This window comes from Massilia sp. P1_C10, from assembly GCF_056406475.1.
The window spans coordinates 322437-339830 of the sequence record NZ_JBFUAC010000003.1; the positions used below are offsets into that span (position 1 = coordinate 322437).

The following is a 17394-nucleotide window of genomic DNA, read 5'->3' on the forward strand; positions in this document are numbered from 1 at the left end:
GATAGTTATTTGTGGATCAACGAATGCACATTACACGCCGAGAAGTTCGGTCAAAACCGGCATCTTGGCGTTCAACTCAGACGAAGCGAAGGTCTCGACGATCTGACCGTGCTCCACCACGTAAAACCGATCCGCCAGCGGTGCGGCGAAGCGGAAATTCTGTTCCACCATGACGATGGTGTAGCCCTTGGCCTTGAGCGTCGTGATCATGCGGGCCAGGCCCTGCACGATGACCGGCGCCAGGCCTTCGGAAATTTCGTCCAGCAGCAGCAGGCGCGCGCCGGTGCGCAGGATCCGCGCCACCGCCAGCATCTGCTGCTCGCCCCCCGACAGCCGGGTGCCCTGGCTGTTGCGGCGCTCGTACAGGTTGGGGAACATCTGGTAGATCTCCTGCACCGACATGCCCTTTTCCGCGCCGTTCAGTTGCGGCGGCAGCATCAGGTTTTCCTCGGTCGACAGCGACGAAAAGATGCCGCGCTCTTCCGGGCAGTAGCCGATGCCGAGGTGGGCGATCTTGTGGGTCGGCATGCCGATCGACTCGACGCCGTTGACCTTGATCGAGCCGCTGCGCTTGCCGGTCAGGCCCATGATCGCGCGCAGGGTGGTGGTGCGGCCGGCGCCGTTGCGCCCGAGCAGGGTGACGACTTCGCCCTGGTTCACCGTCAGGTTGACGTTGTGCAGGATGTGCGATTCGCCGTACCAGGCTTGCAGGTTGGTGATTTCGAGTGCGGCGGCCATCAATGCGCTCCTTCCAGGTCGGCGTTGACGGTGCCCATGTAGGCTTCCATGACTTGCGGGTTTTGCGATACTTCGGCGTAGCTGCCTTCGGCCAGCATGGCCCCGCGCTGCAGCACCGAAATCTTGTCGCAGATGCCGGCGACCACGCTCATATTGTGTTCGACCATCAGGATGGTGCGGCCGACCGAGACCTTCTTGATCAGCTCGGTGACGCGGTGCACGTCCTCGTGGCCCATGCCCTGGGTCGGCTCGTCGAGCAGCATCAGCTCGGGATCCATCGCCAGCGTGGTGGCGATCTCGAGCGCACGCTTGCGGCCGTAGGGCATGTCGACGGTGACGGTGTCGGCGAATTCGGTCAGGTCCACTTCGGCCAGCAATTCCATGGCGCGCGCGTCCAGTTCCGACAGCGAGCGCTCACTCTTCCAGAAATGGTAGGACGTGCCGAGCTGCCGCTGCAGGCCGATGCGCACGTTCTGCAGCACGGTCAGGTGCGGGAACACGGCCGAAATCTGGAACGAACGGATGATGCCCATGCGCGCGATCTGCGCCGGCTGGGCCGCCGTGATGTCCTTGCCGTTGAACAGGATCTGGCCCGAGGTCGGGACCAGGAACTTGGTCAGCAGGTTGAAGCAGGTCGTCTTGCCGGCGCCGTTCGGGCCGATCAGCGCGTGGATATGGCCGCGCTGGACGCTCAGGTTCACGTCATTGACCGCGGTGAAACCCTTGAACTCTTTGGTAAGGTTCCTGGTCTCTAAGATGACTTCCGCCATTGAGTCTCCCAAATATTTTTATAATTACTAAGATGTAATTTTCTTACGATAATACACACAATAAAATTTCGTCACAATACGGTATAACTACCATTGGCTATGCACTTATTCGGTGCGAAGCGGCGGTGATGAGGCCGGCGGCCTTTTCGGCGATCATCAGGGTCGGCGAATTCGTGTTGCCGGACGTGATGTTCGGCATCACCGATGCATCGATAACGCGTAACCCTGCGACACCGATGACACGCAGCTCGCTGTCGACCACCGCCATCGGATCGTCCGCCTTGCCCATCTTGCAGGTCCCGACCGGATGGAAAATGGTGGTGCCGATCTGCCCGGCCGCTTCAGCCAGCTCCTCCTCCGTGCGGAAATGCACGCCCGGCTTGAACTCCTCCGGCGCGTATTTGGCCATCGCCGGCGCCGCGACGATCTTGCGCGTCAGGGTCAGCGCATCGGCCGCGGTCTTGCGGTCTTCCGGCGTGCTCAGGTAGTTGGGCGTGATTTTCGGCGCGGCGTAGCTGTCCTTGCTGGCGATCCGCACGTGGCCGCGCGAAGTCGGGCGCAGGTTGCACACGCTGGCGGTGAACGCCGAGAACGGATGCAGCGGATCGCCGAACTTCTCCAGCGACAGCGGCTGGACGTGGTATTGCAGGTTGGCCGATGGCTGCGACGGGTCGGACTTGGCGAACGCGCCCAGCTGCGATGGCGCCATCGACATCGGGCCGCTCTGCATCAGGGTGTACTCGATGCCGATTTTCATCTTGCCGAACCAGCCGGCGGCGCTGGTGTTGAGCGTTTTCGCGTTGTTGACCTTGTAAATCATGCGCAGTTGCAGGTGATCCTGCAGGTTTTCGCCGACGCCGGGGCGGTCGGCCAGCGGCGCGATGCCGTGGCTGTGCAGCGCCGCGGCCGGGCCGATGCCCGACAGCTGCAGGATCTGCGGCGAACCGATCGAACCGGCCGCCAGCAAGGTTTCGCGCCTGGCGTCGGCGCGCCAGGCCTTTCCGCCGCCGGTGAACTCGACGCCGCGGCAAACCGGCCCCTGCTCGGTCTGCTCAATAATCAGGCGCTCGACGTGGCAGCCGGTCATGATGGTCAGGTTCGGGCGCCCGGCGATCGGCCGAAGGAAGGCTTTGGCCGTATTCCAGCGGATGCCGCGTTTCTGGTTGACCTCGAAATAGGCGCAGCCTTCGTTGTCGCCGCGGTTGAAATCGTCGACTTTCGGGATGCCCACCTGGTCCGCCGCCTCGCGGAAGGAATCGAGAATCTGCCAGGACAGGCGCTGCTTTTCGACGCGCCATTCGCCGCCGCTGCCGTGGCTCGCGCTGGCGCCGCCGTGGTGGTCTTCGCTTTTCATGAACAGCGGCAGCACCTTGTCCCAGGCCCAGGAATCGTCGCCCGTTAGCTCGGCCCAGCGGTCGTAGTCGCCGGACTGGCCGCGCATGTAGATCATGCCGTTGATCGACGAACTGCCGCCCAGCACTTTGCCGCGCGGATAAATCAGAGAGCGTCCGCCCAGGCCGGCATCCGGCTCGGTCTTGAACAGCCAGTCGGTGCGCGGATTGCCGATGCAGTGCAGATAGCCGACCGGAATGTGAATCCACAGGTAATCGTCCTTGCCGCCCGCTTCGATCAGCAGGACGTTGACGTTCTTGTTGCGGGTCAGGCGGTTCGCCAGCAGGCAGCCCGAGGTACCCGCTCCCACGATGATGTAGTCGTAATCTCCCGCCGATTCCAATCAAGGCTCCTTTCAGGTTGGACGCATCTCCGCCACCAGGGTCTGCATCAGCTGCGCCACCGACAGCGCGCGCGAGCGCCCCACTTCGGCGCCGGCCCACATCGACATCAGCTCGATGTCGCCGCGCTCGGCTGCAGCAGCACGAATACCGGCGGTTAATGCATTTTGGACAGGATACGCTGGAACTTGCGACTCGACACTCTCCATTTGTTGCATGAAGCGATTTTCGACGCCGCGGGCGAGCCGGCCGGAGAAGGCCCGGGTCAGCCGGGTGCGCAAATGGGCGCCCGACAGCAGGTGCTGCTTGTAGGCTGGATGGATGCCCGACTCGTCCGTGACCAGGAAGGCGGTACCCATCTGCACCGCGCTGGCGCCGAGTGCGAGCGCATCCTTGATATCGACGCCGGTCATGATGCCGCCGGCGGCGATCACGGGAATCTGCACGGCGTCCGACACCCAGGACCACAATTCGCGGGCAGGAAGCGTCGCGTCTTCCTGCGGGCCGAGGAAAGTTCCGCGATGGCCGCCCGCCTCCACGCCGGACGCGACCACCGCGTCGGCGCCCACGTTTTCCCAGGCCAGCGCCTCGTCGACGGTGGTGACGGTGCCGACCACGGCGATGCCGGCCGAGTGCAGCCGCTCGACCTGGCTTTCGGTCAGGATGTCGAAGGTGAAACTGGCGACTGCCGGCTTAAGTGCCACCAGCTCGTCGAACTGGGCCTCGAAGTCCTGGCACCATTGCTTGGGCACAGCCAGTTCGGACCAGCCGAGCGTTTGCCAGACCGGGCGCAGCAGCTCGATTCCGTGCCGGACTTCGGCCTCGGTCGGATGCGGCGTCGGCTGGACGAAGAAATTCATCAGGAAAGGCCGGTCGGTCAGGGAGCGGATCTGGCCGACCTGCTCGCGGATCGCTGCCGGGGACAGCAGGGAACCAGGAAAACTGCCGAGGCCGCCGGCATTCGAGACCCCAGCCACCAGCGCCGGCGTGCACGAACCGCCTGCCATCGGGCCCTGGATGATGGGGAATTCCATCAGCGACAACACATCCATACAGCCTCCTGTGGATAAGTCTATGAATATCCACAGGTACCGTTTGTGGATAAACGTCATTTTATTCACACCCCAATTTTTGTCCAGAATTGCTACCAGTCACATACAGACTCGTTAACAAGTTTGTACAGCTCGCAAGTTGTTGTTTACGTGGAATTTTTAGGGCTTATCCACAGAAAACATGGCGCGTTAACAACTACTACTAACCTTGTATACATACTTATATAAGTAAACAAGCAAACGAAAGTTCGCGCGTCGAAGAACCCCGAAACCCGCTTCGTTCAAAAAGGAGGACGTCGAAAAACCGATTTTTTTGCAAGCTTGTTTGAATTTCAAAAAAATTGGTTTACGCCAACATGCAAAAAACGACGCAAAAAAGTCTGCACGTCCTAAAGGTCATAACCAGCACCTGTGGATAAGGTCTTGGATATCCACAGCATCGTTTGTGCAGAACCGCTCTCTTTTTCCACAGCCAAATTTTTATCCAACAACGATCCCAACTGGATACAATCCTTTTCAGGCTACTTGTAAATGCTGTAAAACGTTGAGCCTGTTGATAAAAACCGACTTATCCACAAAAAATTCGTCGTTTACTATCTACTACTATATTTGTATACATACCTTTATATAAAACAGTAAACCAGCGCGAACAGCGGGGACAACCCCGCAAACCGTCTTCCAGGAAGCATGAACCATCACAAAATCAAGCGCTTAGGCATCATCAGCGCCCTTCATGAAGAACAGGAAGGGCTCGTGCAGGCCATGGAAGGGCTCGCCACGGCCACGCACGGCATGCGTGACTACGCCACCGGCCGCTTGTGGGGAATCGACGCTGTGTGCGTCCTGTCGCGTATTGGGAAGGTCGCCGCAGCGATGACGGCGACCATGCTTGTGGAGAAGTTCGGAGTTACCCACATCCTGTTTACCGGTGTAGCGGGCTCTGCAGGCCCCCTGGTGGCTGTTGGCGACATTGTCGTGGCCGAGTCCCTGGTTCAGCACGATATGGACGCCAGCCCCCTGTTCCCGCGGTTTGAGGTGCCATTGACTGGGCTGGCGCACTTCGCATCCGACGCCAGCCTGTCGGCGCACTTGGCTGGCGCCGCGCACGACTTCGTTGCCGGCGACTTCCTGGATGTGATCGAACAGGAGGAACGGCAGGTTTTTCGACTGCAGCGTCCAAGCGTGCACCGCGGCCTGATTGCCAGTGGCGACCAGTTTGTCAGCAGCCGTGATCACATCGGGCGTTTGGGAAATTCCCATCCGGGTTTGCTGGCGGTCGAAATGGAGGGGGCGGCGGTGGCCCAGGTGTGTTTCGAGCTCGGCGTGCCGTTTGCCGTGATCCGGACCATTTCGGACAACGCCAACGAAGACGCCGCGCACGACTTCATGCGATTCGTGAAATCCGTCGCTGCGCGCTACGCCTTCCATATCGTCAGGCGTTTTTGCCAGCAGGGCCAGCCCAGCGCATAGAGCCACTTGCAAAAGCGGCGCCAGCTGAATTGTCGGCGCAAGAAAAAAACGGCCCACCGAAGTGGGCCAAGTTTCCAGCTTGTTCCTGGAATTACCCCAGCATCGAGTCCGCAGGCACGTAGTCGTACTTCAGTGCCTCCGCCACGGCTTGGTAAGTGACCTTTCCTTCGCACACGTTCAGGCCGTTCTTCAGGTGCGCATCGTCGCGCATCGCCTGGCGCCAGCCTTTGGTCGCCAGGGCAACCGCGTGGCCGATGGTGGCGTTGTTCAGCGCGAAGGTCGAGGTGCGCGCGACCGCGCCCGGCATGTTCGCCACGCAGTAGTGCACCACGCCATCGACGACGTAGGTCGGCTCGGCATGGGTCGTCGCATGCGAGGTTTCGAAGCAGCCGCCCTGGTCGATCGCGACGTCGACGACCACCGCGCCCGGCTTCATCTTCGAGATCATGTCGCGCGTGACCAGCTTCGGCGCCGCGGCGCCAGGCACCAGCACGCCGCCGATCACCAGGTCGGCCGACAGCACCGCCTCCTCGATCGAATGCGCGTTGGAATACTGGGTCGAGATGCGATTGCCGAAAATCAGGTCGAGCTGGCGCAGGCGCTCCATGCTCTTGTCGAGCACGGTGACGCGCGCGCCTGTGCCGACCGCCATCTGCAAGGCATTGGTGCCGACCACGCCGGCGCCGATGATCACGATGTGACCGGCGGCCACGCCCGGCACGCCGCCCAGCAACAAGCCCATGCCGCCCTTCGATTTCTCGAGGTGGGCGGCGCCGGCCTGGATCGCCATGCGCCCCGCCACTTCGCTCATTGGCGCAAGCAGCGGCAGGCCGCCGCCGGCGCCGGTGATGGTTTCGTAGGCGATGCAGACCGCGCCCGAACGCACCAGCGCGGCGGTCTGTTCAGGATCCGGCGCCAGGTGCAGGTAGGTGTAGAGCACCTGGCCAGGGCGCAGCATCGCGCACTCCACCGGCTGCGGTTCCTTGACCTTCACGATCATCTCGGCACGCGCAAAGATTTCCTTTGCGGTATCGACGATGGCCGCGCCGGCCGCAACGTACTGTTCATCGGGCAAGCCGATCTCGAGGCCGGCACTTTTCTGCACCAGCACCTGATGGCCGCGCGAGGTGAGTTCCCTGACACTCGGCGGCGTGAGGCCCACCCGGAACTCGTTGTTTTTAATCTCTTTCGGAACTCCTACAATCATCTCTTCCTCCAAGTTGTACAACGGACTGCTCCATCATTACAAACCCAGCGTCATGAGGCTTGCGTTACCGCCAGCCGCGGTCGTGTTGACACACAGCGCGCGTTCCGCCACCAGACGCCACAACGGGATCGCACCCTCTTCGGTGGTGTCGATCATGCTGATAATTGCTCCGTCCCGGGCAGCGAGCACCGGGCGCAGATTGTTCGAAGTGGACGCGTCGACCAGCGCCACCTGGAACGGATACTTGCATTCGTCGATGCTGCCGATCACCTGGACGCGGTCGCGCACCTCCGCCGGCAGGCCTTCCGGCACCAGCTTGCCGGAGCGGTCCAGCACCACCGCGCGGTTGCCGGTGGCCAGCACCGCCGCCAGTTGATTGAGCAGCACGCCGATCGACGACGCCGCGCACAGCACGACCCCGCGCGACGCGAAGGCCAGCGTGTTGCGCTCGCCCGTAGGTCCCGGCAGCGCCAGCGTGGCGCCCACCAGCGTGGTGCGCATGTACTGGTCGGCCAGCGTCAGCACGCGTTCCTGGCCATGGGTGTTCGCCCAGGCCAGCAGCGAGTCGAGGCCCGGCGTTGCCTGGCGTTCGTGGCGCAGCAGCGGCGGCGCCGCGCGCTGCAGGCGCTTCAGGTACAGCGGGCCGCCCGCTTTCGGGCCCGTGCCGGATTTGCCCTCGCCGCCAAACGGCTGCACGCCGACCACGGCGCCGACGATGTTGCGGTTGACGTAGATGTTGCCGACGTGCGCACGCGAAGCGATGTAATCGATAGTCTCGTCGATGCGCGAGTGAACGCCCAGCGTCAGGCCGAAGCCGCTTTCGTTGATCGAGTCGATCAGCTCCGGCAGGTCGGCGCGCTTGTAGCGGATGATGTGCAGGACGGGGCCGAATACCTCATGCGTCAGCTCCGACAGCGAGCCGATTTCCATCACCGTCGGCGGCACGAAGGTGCCGTGCGCAGTCAGGCCGGCCGGCAGTTCCAGCGCGAAGTGCGACTTGGCGTTCTTCTTCGTGCGTTCGATGTGCGCCAGCAGGTTGTCGCGCGCCTCGGCATCGATCACCGGGCCGATGTCCGTGGACAGGCGGTCCGGCACGCCGACGCGCAGTTCCTGCATCGCGCCCTTCAGCATGCGGATCGTCTTGTCGGCGATTTCCTCCTGCAGGAACAGCACCCGCAGCGCCGAGCAGCGCTGGCCGGCGCTGTCGAACGCGGAGCTCAGGGCGTCCTGCACCACCTGCTCCGGCAGCGCCGACGAATCGACGATCAGCGCATTCTGGCCGCCGGTTTCGGCGATCAGCGGCAGCTCGTTGTTCTCGGCCAGCGAGCGTTTCGCCAGCGTCTTGTTGATCAACTGCGCCACTTCGGTCGAGCCGGTGAAGATCACGCCGCGCACGCGCGCGTCGCCGGTCAGCGCGGCGCCGACCACTTCGCCGCGGCCCGGCAGGAACTGCAGCGCGCCTTTCGGGATGCCGGCCTGGTGGAACAGTTCGACCGCGCGGTGCGCGATCAGCGGGGTTTGTTCGGCCGGCTTGGCCAGCACCACGTTACCCGCGGCCAGCGCCGCGGCGACCTGGCCGGTGAAGATCGCCAGCGGGAAGTTCCATGGGCTGATGCAGGTGACCGGACCGAGCGCCAGCACGTTCTGCGTGCTGTGCACCTGCTGCGCGTAGTAGCGCAGGAAGTCGACCGCTTCGCGCACTTCGGCAATCGCGTTCGGCAGCGACTTGCCGGCTTCGCGCACGGCCAGCGACATCAGCTCCTGGCAGTTTTCCTCGAACAGGTCGGCGACGCGCGCGATCGTATCGGCGCGCAGCGAAGGCGCCGTGGTCTGCCAGTCCATCGCGTACGCGGCGGCGGCGGACAGCGCGGTTTCCACATCGGCGGAAGTCGCTTCCCGCACCTGGCCGACCACGTCCAGGTGGTTGGCGGGATTCTTGATCGGCTGCGTGGCCGACGGGCTGATGGCGCCATCGATCAGCGGTGCGGCTTCGTACGTCCGCGGCTGCGCCAGCACGGAGGACAGCTGCGCAAGCACGTCTTCATTGGTCAGGTCGATGCCGGACGAATTCTTGCGCTCGTCGCCAAACAGCTTCACCGGCAGCGCGATGCCCGGATGCGGCTGGGCGCCCTGCGCGCGCGCCGCGTCGAACGGATCGGCGATCAACGAATCGATCGACACGTTCTGGTCGACGATCTGGTTGACGAAGGACGAGTTGGCGCCGTTTTCCAGCAGGCGGCGCACCAGGTACGCCAGCAGCGTTTCGTGCGAACCGACCGGCGCGTAGATGCGGCAGGCCTTGTCGAGGTTTTCCTTGCCGACGACCTGGTCGTACAGCGTCTCGCCCATGCCATGCAGGCACTGGAATTCGTAATTGGTGATGCCGTCGGCCTTCGCCCAGGTGTAGATCACCGACAGCGAATGCGCGTTGTGCGTGGCGAACTGCGGATACAGCGTGTCGGCGGCCGACAGCAGCTTGCGCGCGCAGGTCAGGTAGGACACGTCGGTGTAGACCTTGCGCGTGTAGACCGGGAAGCCGGGCATGCCGTCGACTTGCGCGCGCTTGATCTCGGCGTCCCAATACGCGCCCTTCACCAGCCGCACCATGAACTTGCGGCCGCTGCGCTTTGCCAGGTCGACCAGGAAGTCGATCACGAACGGGCAGCGCTTCTGGTATGCCTGCACCACGAAGCCGATGCCGTCGAAGCCGGCCAGCGCGGGATCGAAGGCCATCGCCTCCATCATGTCGAGCGAGATCTCGAGGCGGTCGGCTTCCTCGGCGTCGATGTTGATGCCGATGTTGTACTGCTTCGCCAGCAGCACCAGGGTGCGCACGCGCGGCAGCAGTTCTTCCATCACGCGCTTGTGCTGCGCGCGGCTGTAGCGCGGGTGCAGCGCCGACAGCTTGATCGAGATGCCCGGGCCGTCGTTGATGCCGCGGCCGTTGGACGCCTTGCCGATTGCGTGAATCGCGGTCTCGTAGGACTTGTAATAGGCCAGCGCATCGTGCTCGGTCAGCGCCGCTTCGCCCAGCATGTCGTACGAATAGCGGTAGCCGCGCGCTTCATTCGGGCGGCTGTTCTTGAGCGCCTCGTCGATGGTCTGGCCGGTGACGAACTGGTTGCCCAGCATGCGCATCGCCAGGTCCACGCCCTTGCGGATCAGCGGCTCGCCGCCTTTGCCGATCAATTTGGTCAGCGCCGAGCCAAGGCCCGCTTCGCTGCTGGTGCCCACCAGCTTGCCGGTGATGAGCAGGCCCCAGGTGGCCGCGTTGACGAACAGCGACGGCGACTCGCCCAGGTGCTTGCGCCAGTCGCCCTTGCTGATCTTGTCGGCGATGAGGCGGTCGGCGGTCTGGCTGTCCGGGATGCGCAGCAGCGCTTCGGCCAGGCACATCAGCGCCACGCCCTCTTCCGACGACAGCGAGAATTCATGCATCAGCGCGTCCACGCCCGAGGCGCGAGTGCGTTTCAGGCGCACCTGCTCGACCAGGCGGTGCGCCAGCGGCGCCGCGTCGGCATTGGCGCGCGCGCCCTGCGCCAGCAGCCACTCGACCGCCTCGGTCTCGTCGCGCCGGTAGGCCGCGGTGATGGCCGAACGCAGCGCGCTCTGTTGGGGTTTGACTTCGGCCAGCAGGGCGGAAAACGGGGCGGAGGAGGTGGCCGGGAACGCGGCAGTTTGCATAAATGACTCTTTGATGGAAAATAGCTAACAAACACAGCCGCGCAGCACCAAACGCCGTCCCTGGTCAGCTAAGGACGGCGCGATCGGCTGCGCGAAAAAATTGATTCGATTGTAGTGGGATTTCTTCTGGATTAATTCTGGTATTAAGGAATACTAGCAATAGATAGTTTTTGGTGAGACAATTTCACCAAATAATATTTATCTTGGGAGATAGCCTGACATGCTGGACAAGATTAGCAAGAAAATCCTCGCCGAATTGCAAAATGACGGCCGCATCAGCAATGTCGAACTGGCCGCACGGGTCAACCTGTCGCCGGCCGCCTGCCTGGAGCGGGTGCGCAAGCTGCACGAGTCAGGCTACATCATGGGCTACACGGCACAGCTCAATCCCCAATTGCTCGACGTCTCGCTGCTGGTGTTCATCGAGGTCGTGCTCGACCGCACCACGCCGGAAGTGTTCGACGCCTTCAAGAACAGCGTGCAGCTGATCCCCGAAGTGCTCGAGTGCCACATGGTGGCCGGCGGCTTCGACTACCTGGTCAAGGCGCGCGTGAAGGACATGGCAGCATACCGCGAATTCCTCGGCAAGACGCTGCTGCAGAAGGGCGTGCGCGAGACGCATACGTACGCGGTGATGGAAGAGGTCAAGAACACCACCAAGCTGCCGATTCGGTAGACAACAAAAGGGACAGCTCGGTCGCACCAGCGCAGCGGTTGCAGATCTTCGTGCTCGTCTCGGTGATCGTTTTCGGGCTGATCCGGCGTTTTGCCTCGCCCAAGCGGCAAGTGCGGCCCCAGACTTCCGATGCGGGATGTGCTGGCGGCCGCTTTCCGTCGACAGGCCGGCTGGTATTGATGGGTGTACTGCGACGCTTCCTTATCTGATGTTGGCGCTGCTGTCGTCCCCCGCGATCCACGTGGCGTTTTCGCTGCTGTTCGACTGGCATGCTTACATGCCGTTCCTGCAAGTCCCTCGCCGGCTTCTTTCCTCTGACTGAGCGAAAGTTTCCGGCAGCGCGCGCAATTGATTGTCGGAAAATCTTACATAGTCTGTGCCCTATCGCACTTAGTGACGACTAACGCACTGATTACACAATCATAAATTGTGTGGCATGAATGTTGCTTTTGCTATTTTTGCTATAAAAATCGGGGCAATTACGTCACAACATACTAGGGAGACCGGGAAATGGGCAAGCTTCATGCATTACTGGCATTCGCCGCAATTGTCGTATCGTCTGCCGCAATCAGCGCAGAAACTTATGGTTCGATCAATGTTCCTCCGGGCGTGTACTTCGGTGCGGGGAACCCGAACGGCAACTTTAATATCTCGACGGGGAACAACCTCGAATTGGCACTGCGCGCCAAGAATCGCACTCCGGTCGGTCCGGTGCTGATCGATGGCTCCACCGGCGTGTACAGCGTGCCGGCGGGATTCTGCAACGTTGGCTGCGGCACTCCAAAAGCCAAGTGGAACTATGAATTTTCGATTCATACACTCGATGGAAGTGCCCTGACGGGCTATTCATTCCTGCTTGGCGTAGATCACGATGCGACTGCCGGCACCAATTTCTATTACGTCGATCCGCTCTCCTACTGGCCCGACAACGCGACGGACGGCCTGGCGGGCGTTCAGAATTCCGAAAATTTTACGTTTGGGAACACGCCGGGCGGCGCCATCAATGCGAACGCGACTGGCCTGTATGACTTCATCTTATTGGCGTTCAACAGCCGGCAAGAGCTCATCGGTCAGGTCGACATGACAGTGCAAGTGCCAGAGCCAGGTTCGTTAGCACTATTGGGACTGGGTTTGGCCGGGCTGGCAGCGGTGGGCCGGCGCAAGCTCAAATCCTGACCGCGACAGCGCAGGAATACGCCAGCGGTCAGAGCGTCGCTGGCTTTTTCGACCCGGCGCTCTGCAAGCGCAATCGAAAAAAGGTTCCCAGACCGTACGGGAACCAACCTCAATAAGTGAGCGGTGAATAAGGTGGAGCTTGTTGTGCGACCGGCGTACTTTACCGAACCCACCGCTTTGGTGCTTTTATGCGAAAACACCTACGACATATGTGCCCTGTCGGTGGATGGTCGGGACCTTCCAGCCTCGACTACGCCTTGTGCGCTTCCGACGTCGTCAGGTCCATCGCCTGGAAGTGCTTGCGCAGCCACACGTGCGCCGGGCTGCGGGCGTCGCGCTCATGCCACAGCATGTCGATGTTCACCGCCGCCAGGTCGTACGGCAGCTCGGCAAGACACTGCTGCAGAAAGGCGTGCGCGAGACGCACACGTACGCGGTGATGGAAGAGGTCAAGAATACGACCAAGCTACCGATCCGGTAAATCACGCCGCGTGGGATAAAGCGCGTTTCAACAGGGGCGTCGGTCAGCTTTTGAGCAGCTCGACGTATCCCGCCACCGCATCACGCGCGCCCGGACCATCGATCAGCGAGCGCAGGATCGCCTCCAGCGCTTCGCACTCCCGCGTCAGATCCTGTTGATTGAGCTTCGCCGGCGGGTTCGCCACAAGGAAATCATGGAAATTATCTCTGGCCGCAGGCAGGTGAGGCGAGCTGTCCAATAATTGGATCAGTTCAGGGTAGGTGGTATGGAATCGTCGCAACGTGTTGCCGAGGCTTGCCCACTGCGGGGTAGCGTCGCAGCGCAACTGCGCGCCATAAGTTGCCTGGTATAGCCGGGACACGACCTTGGCCTTCTCCACCGGGCTGGCCGGCGTGCCCTGCGCCAACGCGGCCAGTGGGGTCGCCTGCAGCAACAACGCCAACCCAGTCAGTATGAAGTTTCGACCGATAAGCATACATTTCCCCACGACAGAAAAAACAAGCAATATTGCGATTTATATCCTTAATGCACTTTTTTGTCGAGCTGGTTATAACGGCCGCCGATGCAGCTCCGCCAGGTTGGCGCTGACCAGAGAATTTCCAAATTTCATGGTGGCGCTTGTTTCCAAACTAAGGTCTGACCCGCCGGGCGACCCCGAACGCGCTATACCTTGTGCGCTTCCGACGTCGTCAGGTCCATCGCCTGGAAGTGCTTGCGCAGCCATACGTGCGCCGGGCTGCGGGCGTCGCGCTCATGCCACAGCATGTCGATGTTCACCGGCGGCAGGTCGTACGGCAGCTCGCGCCACACCAGCGCGTCGGCATTGCCGGTCGAAGCGATCAGGTGCTTCGGCAGCACCGTGATCAGGTCCGAATTGGCCACCACCCGGCCGGCGGTGAAGAACTGATTCACGGTCAGGAGGATGCGCCGCTCGCGGCCCAGCTGCGCCAGCGCCTCGTCGGACAGGCCGTGCGCGCGGCCGGAAAAACTCACCAGCAGGTGGTTCGCCGCGCAGTAGCGGTCGAGCGTCAGTTCTTCCTTGGCCAGCGGATGGTCCTTGCGCATCACGCAGACGTAGCGCCCCGAATACAGGCGCTCATGGCGGATCGGTGAACTGGTGTCCGACGACAGCTGCGCCGCGACGCCCGGGAAGAAGCCGACGGCAAGGTCGACGTCGCCGCGCAGCAGCATCGGCCGCGGCTCGCGCGTGGTCAGCGGCACCATGCGCACATTCACCCCCGGCGCCTCGAGTTCGATCGCGCGCATCAGCGACGGCAGCCAGAACGCGGCGGTGGCGTCGGCCATGGCCATCCGGAAGGTGGCGTGGGTCTTGGAGACGTCGAAGGTTTCCGGCATCACCGCCGCTTCGAGGCCGGACAGGGCCGAGCGCACCGCCGGCCACAGCTGCTCGGCGCGCGGGGTCGGCTTGACGCCGTAGGCGGTGCGGATCAGCAGGTCGTCGCCCAGGCTCTCACGCAAGCGCTTGATCGCGTTCGACACCGCCGGCTGGGTCATCGCCAGGTGGCCGGCGGCGCGGGTCAGGTTCTGTTCGGTCATGACGGCGTCGAAAACGCGCAGGAGGTTGAGGTCTAGCGTCAGGAAGCTCATGGAATGGTCGGCAGATCGGTTCGGAAACTCAAATATACCCGAAATCCATTCACGATCAATATAATCGGTATCAGAAAACGGAATTAGATTTATATGTTGCGCTGCACTATAGTTCTGCCCAACAACTAATTCTTACTGGAATATCGTGTCTTTCTCCGCAAGCCTGTTTCAAACTTCCGCCAACGTCCCGGTCATGCCAGTGATCCGGGGCGTTATCGGCCTGTCGGCGTTCGCCGGCCTGGCCATGTTCTTCAAGCCACTGTTGACGGGTATCGCCCGCGCGCTGGTGCTGGTTGTGCGCCCCCGCCTGACCAAGGAAGAACTGCTCGCCCGTCGCCAACTGCGCGACGCGCGCCTGATGCAACGGATGATCAATTCGTCGCAGGGTCCGAGCCACGCCGCAGAACTGCGGGCGATGATGGCGCGCGGCTAAGCTGGCCACGCTCCAATCAAAAAGCGGCGCCGGGAAACCGGGCGCCGCTTTTTGCTTTTACGATGTCATTCACGAGCCGCGGCCCAAGGGCTGAGGTCAGGTCCGGCGGACCTGACCCCCTTCAACTAGTCCCCCTTCTGCTGGCTTAGCGGGCGGCGCCCAGCAGTTGCGGCTTCAGGCTGCTGTCGACCGGACGATCGCCCAGCCAAATGCGCAGCACCGCATTGTAGAAGCCGGCGTCGGGAATCGGCTCGCCCAGCTTCTTGCCATTCAGCTCGATCACCGTGCCGCTGGCCGGAATCCAGTCGATGTTCAGCCTGTCGCCCTTCTTAACGCCGGGAATGCTGCCGAACAGCTCGCCGAACTTGCTGATCTGGCTGACGTACTTGCTCTTTTCGCCGGCGTCGATGTTGTGGTCCAGCCCGGTCATGAAGGCCTGGCCGAAGTCTTCCGAGCTGATGTCGCGCATCATCACCAGCTGCATGCGGCGCGGGCCGTCGAGCTTGAGCACTTCCGGCACGGCGTTCTTCTTTTCGGTCAGGTACAGGCCGGCCGCGTAGACCTTGATGATGAATTTGGTGCGCAGGCCGGCGCCGTTCAGCACCAGGTCCTTGCCGGCCACCTTGGCCGACTCGTCGAACTTCACGCCGCTCACGTCCGTCGCCGAGGCGCTGAACGCGCAGGCCATCAGCAAGCCCGCGAGCAGGCCCTTGAAACCGAATTTTGTCGTTGCCATTGTGCTTGTCTCCGTGTTGTTATCAAGTGAACTTTTCACCGTGTGGTGAATATATCACTTGCTCGCCGAAAAGACGACGAATGGAGGCTCAGGCTTTGGCGGCGGTCAGGACGTGGTACTTGGCGAGCAGTTCTTCGCGGCTCTCGCGCCAGTCCGGATTGAAGGGGATGCAGCTGACCGGGCACACCTGCTGGCATTGCGGCTCATCGAAATGGCCGACGCACTCGGTGCACTTGTTGGGATCGATTTCGTAGATCTCCGCGCCCATGTAGATGGCTTCGTTCGGGCACTCGGGCTCGCACACGTCGCAGTTGATGCAGTCGTCGGTAATCAGTAAAGCCATTGCGCTTCTTCTTTATGCGGCCGGGGCGGCGTTGTTCTCGGCGATTTTCTTCATCAGCCAGCGCTCGACCGACGGGAACACGAACTTCGAGACGTCGCCGCCGAGGATCGCGATCTCGCGCACGATGGTGCCGGAGATGAACTGGTACTGGTCGGACGGCGTCAGGAACAGCGTTTCGACGTCAGGCAGCAGGTAGCGGTTCATGCCGGCCATCTGGAACTCGTATTCGAAGTCGGACACGGCGCGCAAGCCGCGCACGATGACGCGGGCGTCGTGCTTGCGCACGAAATCCTTGAGCAGGCCGGAGAAGCTCTCGACCTTCACGTTCGGGTAGTGGCCCAGCACCTCGTTGGCGATCTCGAGGCGTTCGTCGAGCGAGAAGAAGGGACGCTTGTTCTTGCTGTCGGCGACGCCGACGATCAGGCCATCGAACAGTCCGGACGCGCGGCGCACCAGATCTTCATGACCGCGGGTGAGCGGGTCAAAGGTTCCTGGATAAACGGCTACAACCATTGCGGCTCCCTCGTGTGATGCACCAATATAGAACGCGCATTATGCCTGAAAAATGGTCAACTGCCCCAGCGAAGGGGGAGTTTTGACCGCGCCGTCAACCCTTGGGGTCAGGTCCGCCGGACCTGACCCCGATTTTACGCTTGCGCCGCGCGCAGTCGCAGCAGGTAGTAGAACACGATGCCGGCCTTGTCCTCGCGCACCGGCTCCCACGGCGCCAGCCACTCGGGCGCCTCGTCGCCGAACGGCAGCGGCGTGCCCGATTCGGCGTACACCACCGCGTCAGGCGTCACCAGCCTGGTCACCAGCGGCAGCGACTTCTCCAGCAGCGACTGCTGATACGGCGGATCCAGGAACACCACGTCGAAACGCTGGCCGCGCAGCGCCATCGACTGGATCGCGCTCAAGGCGTCGGCGCGTAGCAGCGTCACGGCGTCGGCGTGCAGCTTATCCTTGACCGCCTCGAGCTGGCGGATCACCGGCGAATGCGTGTCGACCATCACGACCGACTGCGCGCCGCGGCTGGCCGCTTCGAAGCCGAGCGCGCCGCTGCCGGCGAACAGGTCGAGCACATTGGCGCCGCTCCAGTCGTTGTCGCGCAGGTGGTTGATCCAGTTGAAGACGGTTTCGCGGACGCGGTCCGGCGTCGGGCGCAGGCCGAGCGCGTCGAGCACCGGCAGCTGGGTGCGTTTCCATGCGCCGCCGATGATGCGGACGTGCTTGGGCGGAGGCGGCCGGTGGACCGGCACTTTGGCGGGCTTTTTTTGCATGGGCGGC

General features: G+C 62.4%; 16 protein-coding genes and 2 pseudogenes. 5 read left to right on the forward strand and 13 right to left on the reverse strand.

From position 1 onward, the window contains the following. Positions 1–30: 30 nt before the first annotated feature. From AC1D02_RS09115 to AC1D02_RS09130, 4 genes are all read right to left on the reverse strand, one after another. Positions 31–738 carry an ABC transporter ATP-binding protein gene (locus tag AC1D02_RS09115; RefSeq protein ID WP_477315926.1) on the reverse strand — a complete coding sequence of 236 codons (708 nt, stop codon included), beginning with the start codon at positions 736–738 and terminating at the stop codon, positions 31–33. Further along, positions 738–1508: an ABC transporter ATP-binding protein gene (locus AC1D02_RS09120; RefSeq protein ID WP_477315928.1), complete on the reverse strand. Its 771-nt coding sequence runs from the start codon at positions 1506–1508 to the stop codon at positions 738–740. The genes AC1D02_RS09115 and AC1D02_RS09120 overlap by 1 nt, the downstream gene beginning before the upstream one ends. A gap of 97 nt (positions 1509–1605) precedes the next feature. Further along, positions 1606–3243 (reverse strand): GMC family oxidoreductase, encoded by a 1638-nt coding sequence (locus tag AC1D02_RS09125; protein WP_477315930.1) that lies wholly within the window; start codon positions 3241–3243, stop codon positions 1606–1608. Positions 3244–3255: 12 nt separating this feature from the next. Continuing rightward, a complete protein-coding gene (locus AC1D02_RS09130) occupies positions 3256–4293 on the reverse strand; it encodes an NAD(P)H-dependent flavin oxidoreductase (RefSeq protein ID WP_477315932.1) in 1038 nt (345 codons plus the stop codon). 687 nt (positions 4294–4980) lie between these two features. Between AC1D02_RS09130 and AC1D02_RS09135 the strand changes: the two genes are divergently transcribed. Further along, on the forward strand, positions 4981–5763 hold the full coding sequence (locus AC1D02_RS09135; RefSeq protein WP_477315934.1) for a 5'-methylthioadenosine/adenosylhomocysteine nucleosidase: 783 nt from the start codon (positions 4981–4983) through the stop codon (positions 5761–5763). Positions 5764–5854: 91 nt separating this feature from the next. On the opposite strand, the gene ald is transcribed toward AC1D02_RS09135, so the two are convergent. Continuing rightward, on the reverse strand, positions 5855–6970 hold the full coding sequence (ald, locus tag AC1D02_RS09140) for an alanine dehydrogenase (RefSeq protein ID WP_477315936.1): 1116 nt from the start codon (positions 6968–6970) through the stop codon (positions 5855–5857). Positions 6971–7006: 36 nt separating this feature from the next. Further along, positions 7007–10654 (reverse strand): trifunctional transcriptional regulator/proline dehydrogenase/L-glutamate gamma-semialdehyde dehydrogenase, encoded by a 3648-nt coding sequence (putA, locus tag AC1D02_RS09145; protein WP_477315938.1) that lies wholly within the window; start codon positions 10652–10654, stop codon positions 7007–7009. A 220-nt stretch (positions 10655–10874) separates the two neighbouring features. Here putA and AC1D02_RS09150 point away from each other — a divergent pair, with 220 nt between their 5' ends. Both AC1D02_RS09150 and AC1D02_RS09155 read left to right on the forward strand, forming a co-directional pair. Continuing rightward, positions 10875–11330, forward strand: coding sequence for an Lrp/AsnC ligand binding domain-containing protein (locus tag AC1D02_RS09150; RefSeq protein ID WP_305507256.1), 456 nt, complete (start codon positions 10875–10877; stop codon positions 11328–11330). Positions 11331–11840: 510 nt separating this feature from the next. After that, positions 11841–12506, forward strand: coding sequence for a PEP-CTERM sorting domain-containing protein (locus tag AC1D02_RS09155; RefSeq protein WP_477315941.1), 666 nt, complete (start codon positions 11841–11843; stop codon positions 12504–12506). 250 nt (positions 12507–12756) lie between these two features. Here the strand turns inward: AC1D02_RS09155 and AC1D02_RS09160 are convergent. Then, a pseudogene (locus AC1D02_RS09160) lies at positions 12757–12894 on the reverse strand (LysR family transcriptional regulator); the annotation flags it as partial. Between AC1D02_RS09160 and AC1D02_RS09165 the strand changes: the two are divergent. Further along, positions 12892–12987 (forward strand): annotated as a pseudogene (locus AC1D02_RS09165) (ArsR family transcriptional regulator); the annotation flags it as partial. The pseudogenes AC1D02_RS09160 and AC1D02_RS09165 overlap by 3 nt on opposite strands. A gap of 43 nt (positions 12988–13030) precedes the next feature. On the opposite strand, the gene AC1D02_RS09170 reads toward AC1D02_RS09165, so the two are convergent. Together AC1D02_RS09170 and AC1D02_RS09175 are read right to left on the reverse strand one after the other, a co-directional pair. Beyond that, positions 13031–13462: a hypothetical protein gene (locus AC1D02_RS09170; RefSeq protein ID WP_477315943.1), complete on the reverse strand. Its 432-nt coding sequence runs from the start codon at positions 13460–13462 to the stop codon at positions 13031–13033. Positions 13463–13650: 188 nt separating this feature from the next. After that, complete coding sequence (locus tag AC1D02_RS09175; RefSeq protein ID WP_477315945.1) at positions 13651–14595, reverse strand: LysR family transcriptional regulator; 945 nt, start codon at positions 14593–14595, stop codon at positions 13651–13653. A 193-nt stretch (positions 14596–14788) separates the two neighbouring features. Here AC1D02_RS09175 and AC1D02_RS09180 point away from each other — a divergent pair, with 193 nt between their 5' ends. Further along, the gene (locus AC1D02_RS09180; RefSeq protein WP_477315947.1) at positions 14789–15028 is read left to right on the forward strand and encodes a hypothetical protein; all 240 of its coding nucleotides are present in this window, start codon (positions 14789–14791) and stop codon (positions 15026–15028) included. Positions 15029–15173: 145 nt separating this feature from the next. Here AC1D02_RS09180 and AC1D02_RS09185 read toward each other — a convergent pair whose 3' ends face one another. From AC1D02_RS09185 to rsmD, 4 genes are all read right to left on the reverse strand, one after another. Next, a complete protein-coding gene (locus AC1D02_RS09185; protein WP_477315949.1) occupies positions 15174–15764 on the reverse strand; it encodes a chalcone isomerase family protein in 591 nt (196 codons plus the stop codon). Between the two features lie 88 nt (positions 15765–15852). Further along, complete coding sequence (locus tag AC1D02_RS09190; RefSeq protein WP_477315951.1) at positions 15853–16107, reverse strand: YfhL family 4Fe-4S dicluster ferredoxin; 255 nt, start codon at positions 16105–16107, stop codon at positions 15853–15855. 12 nt (positions 16108–16119) lie between these two features. Beyond that, the gene (gene coaD, locus AC1D02_RS09195) at positions 16120–16620 is read right to left on the reverse strand and encodes a pantetheine-phosphate adenylyltransferase (RefSeq protein ID WP_305507264.1); all 501 of its coding nucleotides are present in this window, start codon (positions 16618–16620) and stop codon (positions 16120–16122) included. A 134-nt stretch (positions 16621–16754) separates the two neighbouring features. Further along, a complete protein-coding gene (gene rsmD, locus AC1D02_RS09200) occupies positions 16755–17387 on the reverse strand; it encodes a 16S rRNA (guanine(966)-N(2))-methyltransferase RsmD (protein ID WP_477315953.1) in 633 nt (210 codons plus the stop codon). Positions 17388–17394: the final 7 nt, after the last annotated feature.

Bases quoted from the DNA above. Each gene is read 5' to 3' on its own strand.
- AC1D02_RS09115 (WP_477315926.1), bottom strand. From the start codon at position 738: ATGGCCGCCGCACTCGAAATCACCAACCTGCAAGCCTGGTACGGCGAA.
- AC1D02_RS09120 (WP_477315928.1), bottom strand. From the start codon at position 1,508: ATGGCGGAAGTCATCTTAGAGACCAGGAACCTTACCAAAGAGTTCAAG.
- AC1D02_RS09130 (WP_477315932.1), bottom strand. From the start codon at position 4,293: ATGGATGTGTTGTCGCTGATGGAATTCCCCATCATCCAGGGCCCGATG.
- AC1D02_RS09135 (WP_477315934.1), top strand. From the start codon at position 4,981: ATGAACCATCACAAAATCAAGCGCTTAGGCATCATCAGCGCCCTTCAT.
- ald (WP_477315936.1), bottom strand. From the start codon at position 6,970: ATGATTGTAGGAGTTCCGAAAGAGATTAAAAACAACGAGTTCCGGGTG.
- putA (WP_477315938.1), bottom strand. From the start codon at position 10,654: ATGCAAACTGCCGCGTTCCCGGCCACCTCCTCCGCCCCGTTTTCCGCC.
- AC1D02_RS09150 (WP_305507256.1), top strand. From the start codon at position 10,875: ATGCTGGACAAGATTAGCAAGAAAATCCTCGCCGAATTGCAAAATGAC.
- AC1D02_RS09155 (WP_477315941.1), top strand. From the start codon at position 11,841: ATGGGCAAGCTTCATGCATTACTGGCATTCGCCGCAATTGTCGTATCG.
- AC1D02_RS09170 (WP_477315943.1), bottom strand. From the start codon at position 13,462: ATGCTTATCGGTCGAAACTTCATACTGACTGGGTTGGCGTTGTTGCTG.
- AC1D02_RS09175 (WP_477315945.1), bottom strand. From the start codon at position 14,595: ATGAGCTTCCTGACGCTAGACCTCAACCTCCTGCGCGTTTTCGACGCC.
- AC1D02_RS09180 (WP_477315947.1), top strand. From the start codon at position 14,789: ATGCCAGTGATCCGGGGCGTTATCGGCCTGTCGGCGTTCGCCGGCCTG.
- AC1D02_RS09185 (WP_477315949.1), bottom strand. From the start codon at position 15,764: ATGGCAACGACAAAATTCGGTTTCAAGGGCCTGCTCGCGGGCTTGCTG.
- AC1D02_RS09190 (WP_477315951.1), bottom strand. From the start codon at position 16,107: ATGGCTTTACTGATTACCGACGACTGCATCAACTGCGACGTGTGCGAG.
- coaD (WP_305507264.1), bottom strand. From the start codon at position 16,620: ATGGTTGTAGCCGTTTATCCAGGAACCTTTGACCCGCTCACCCGCGGT.
- rsmD (WP_477315953.1), bottom strand. From the start codon at position 17,387: ATGCAAAAAAAGCCCGCCAAAGTGCCGGTCCACCGGCCGCCTCCGCCC.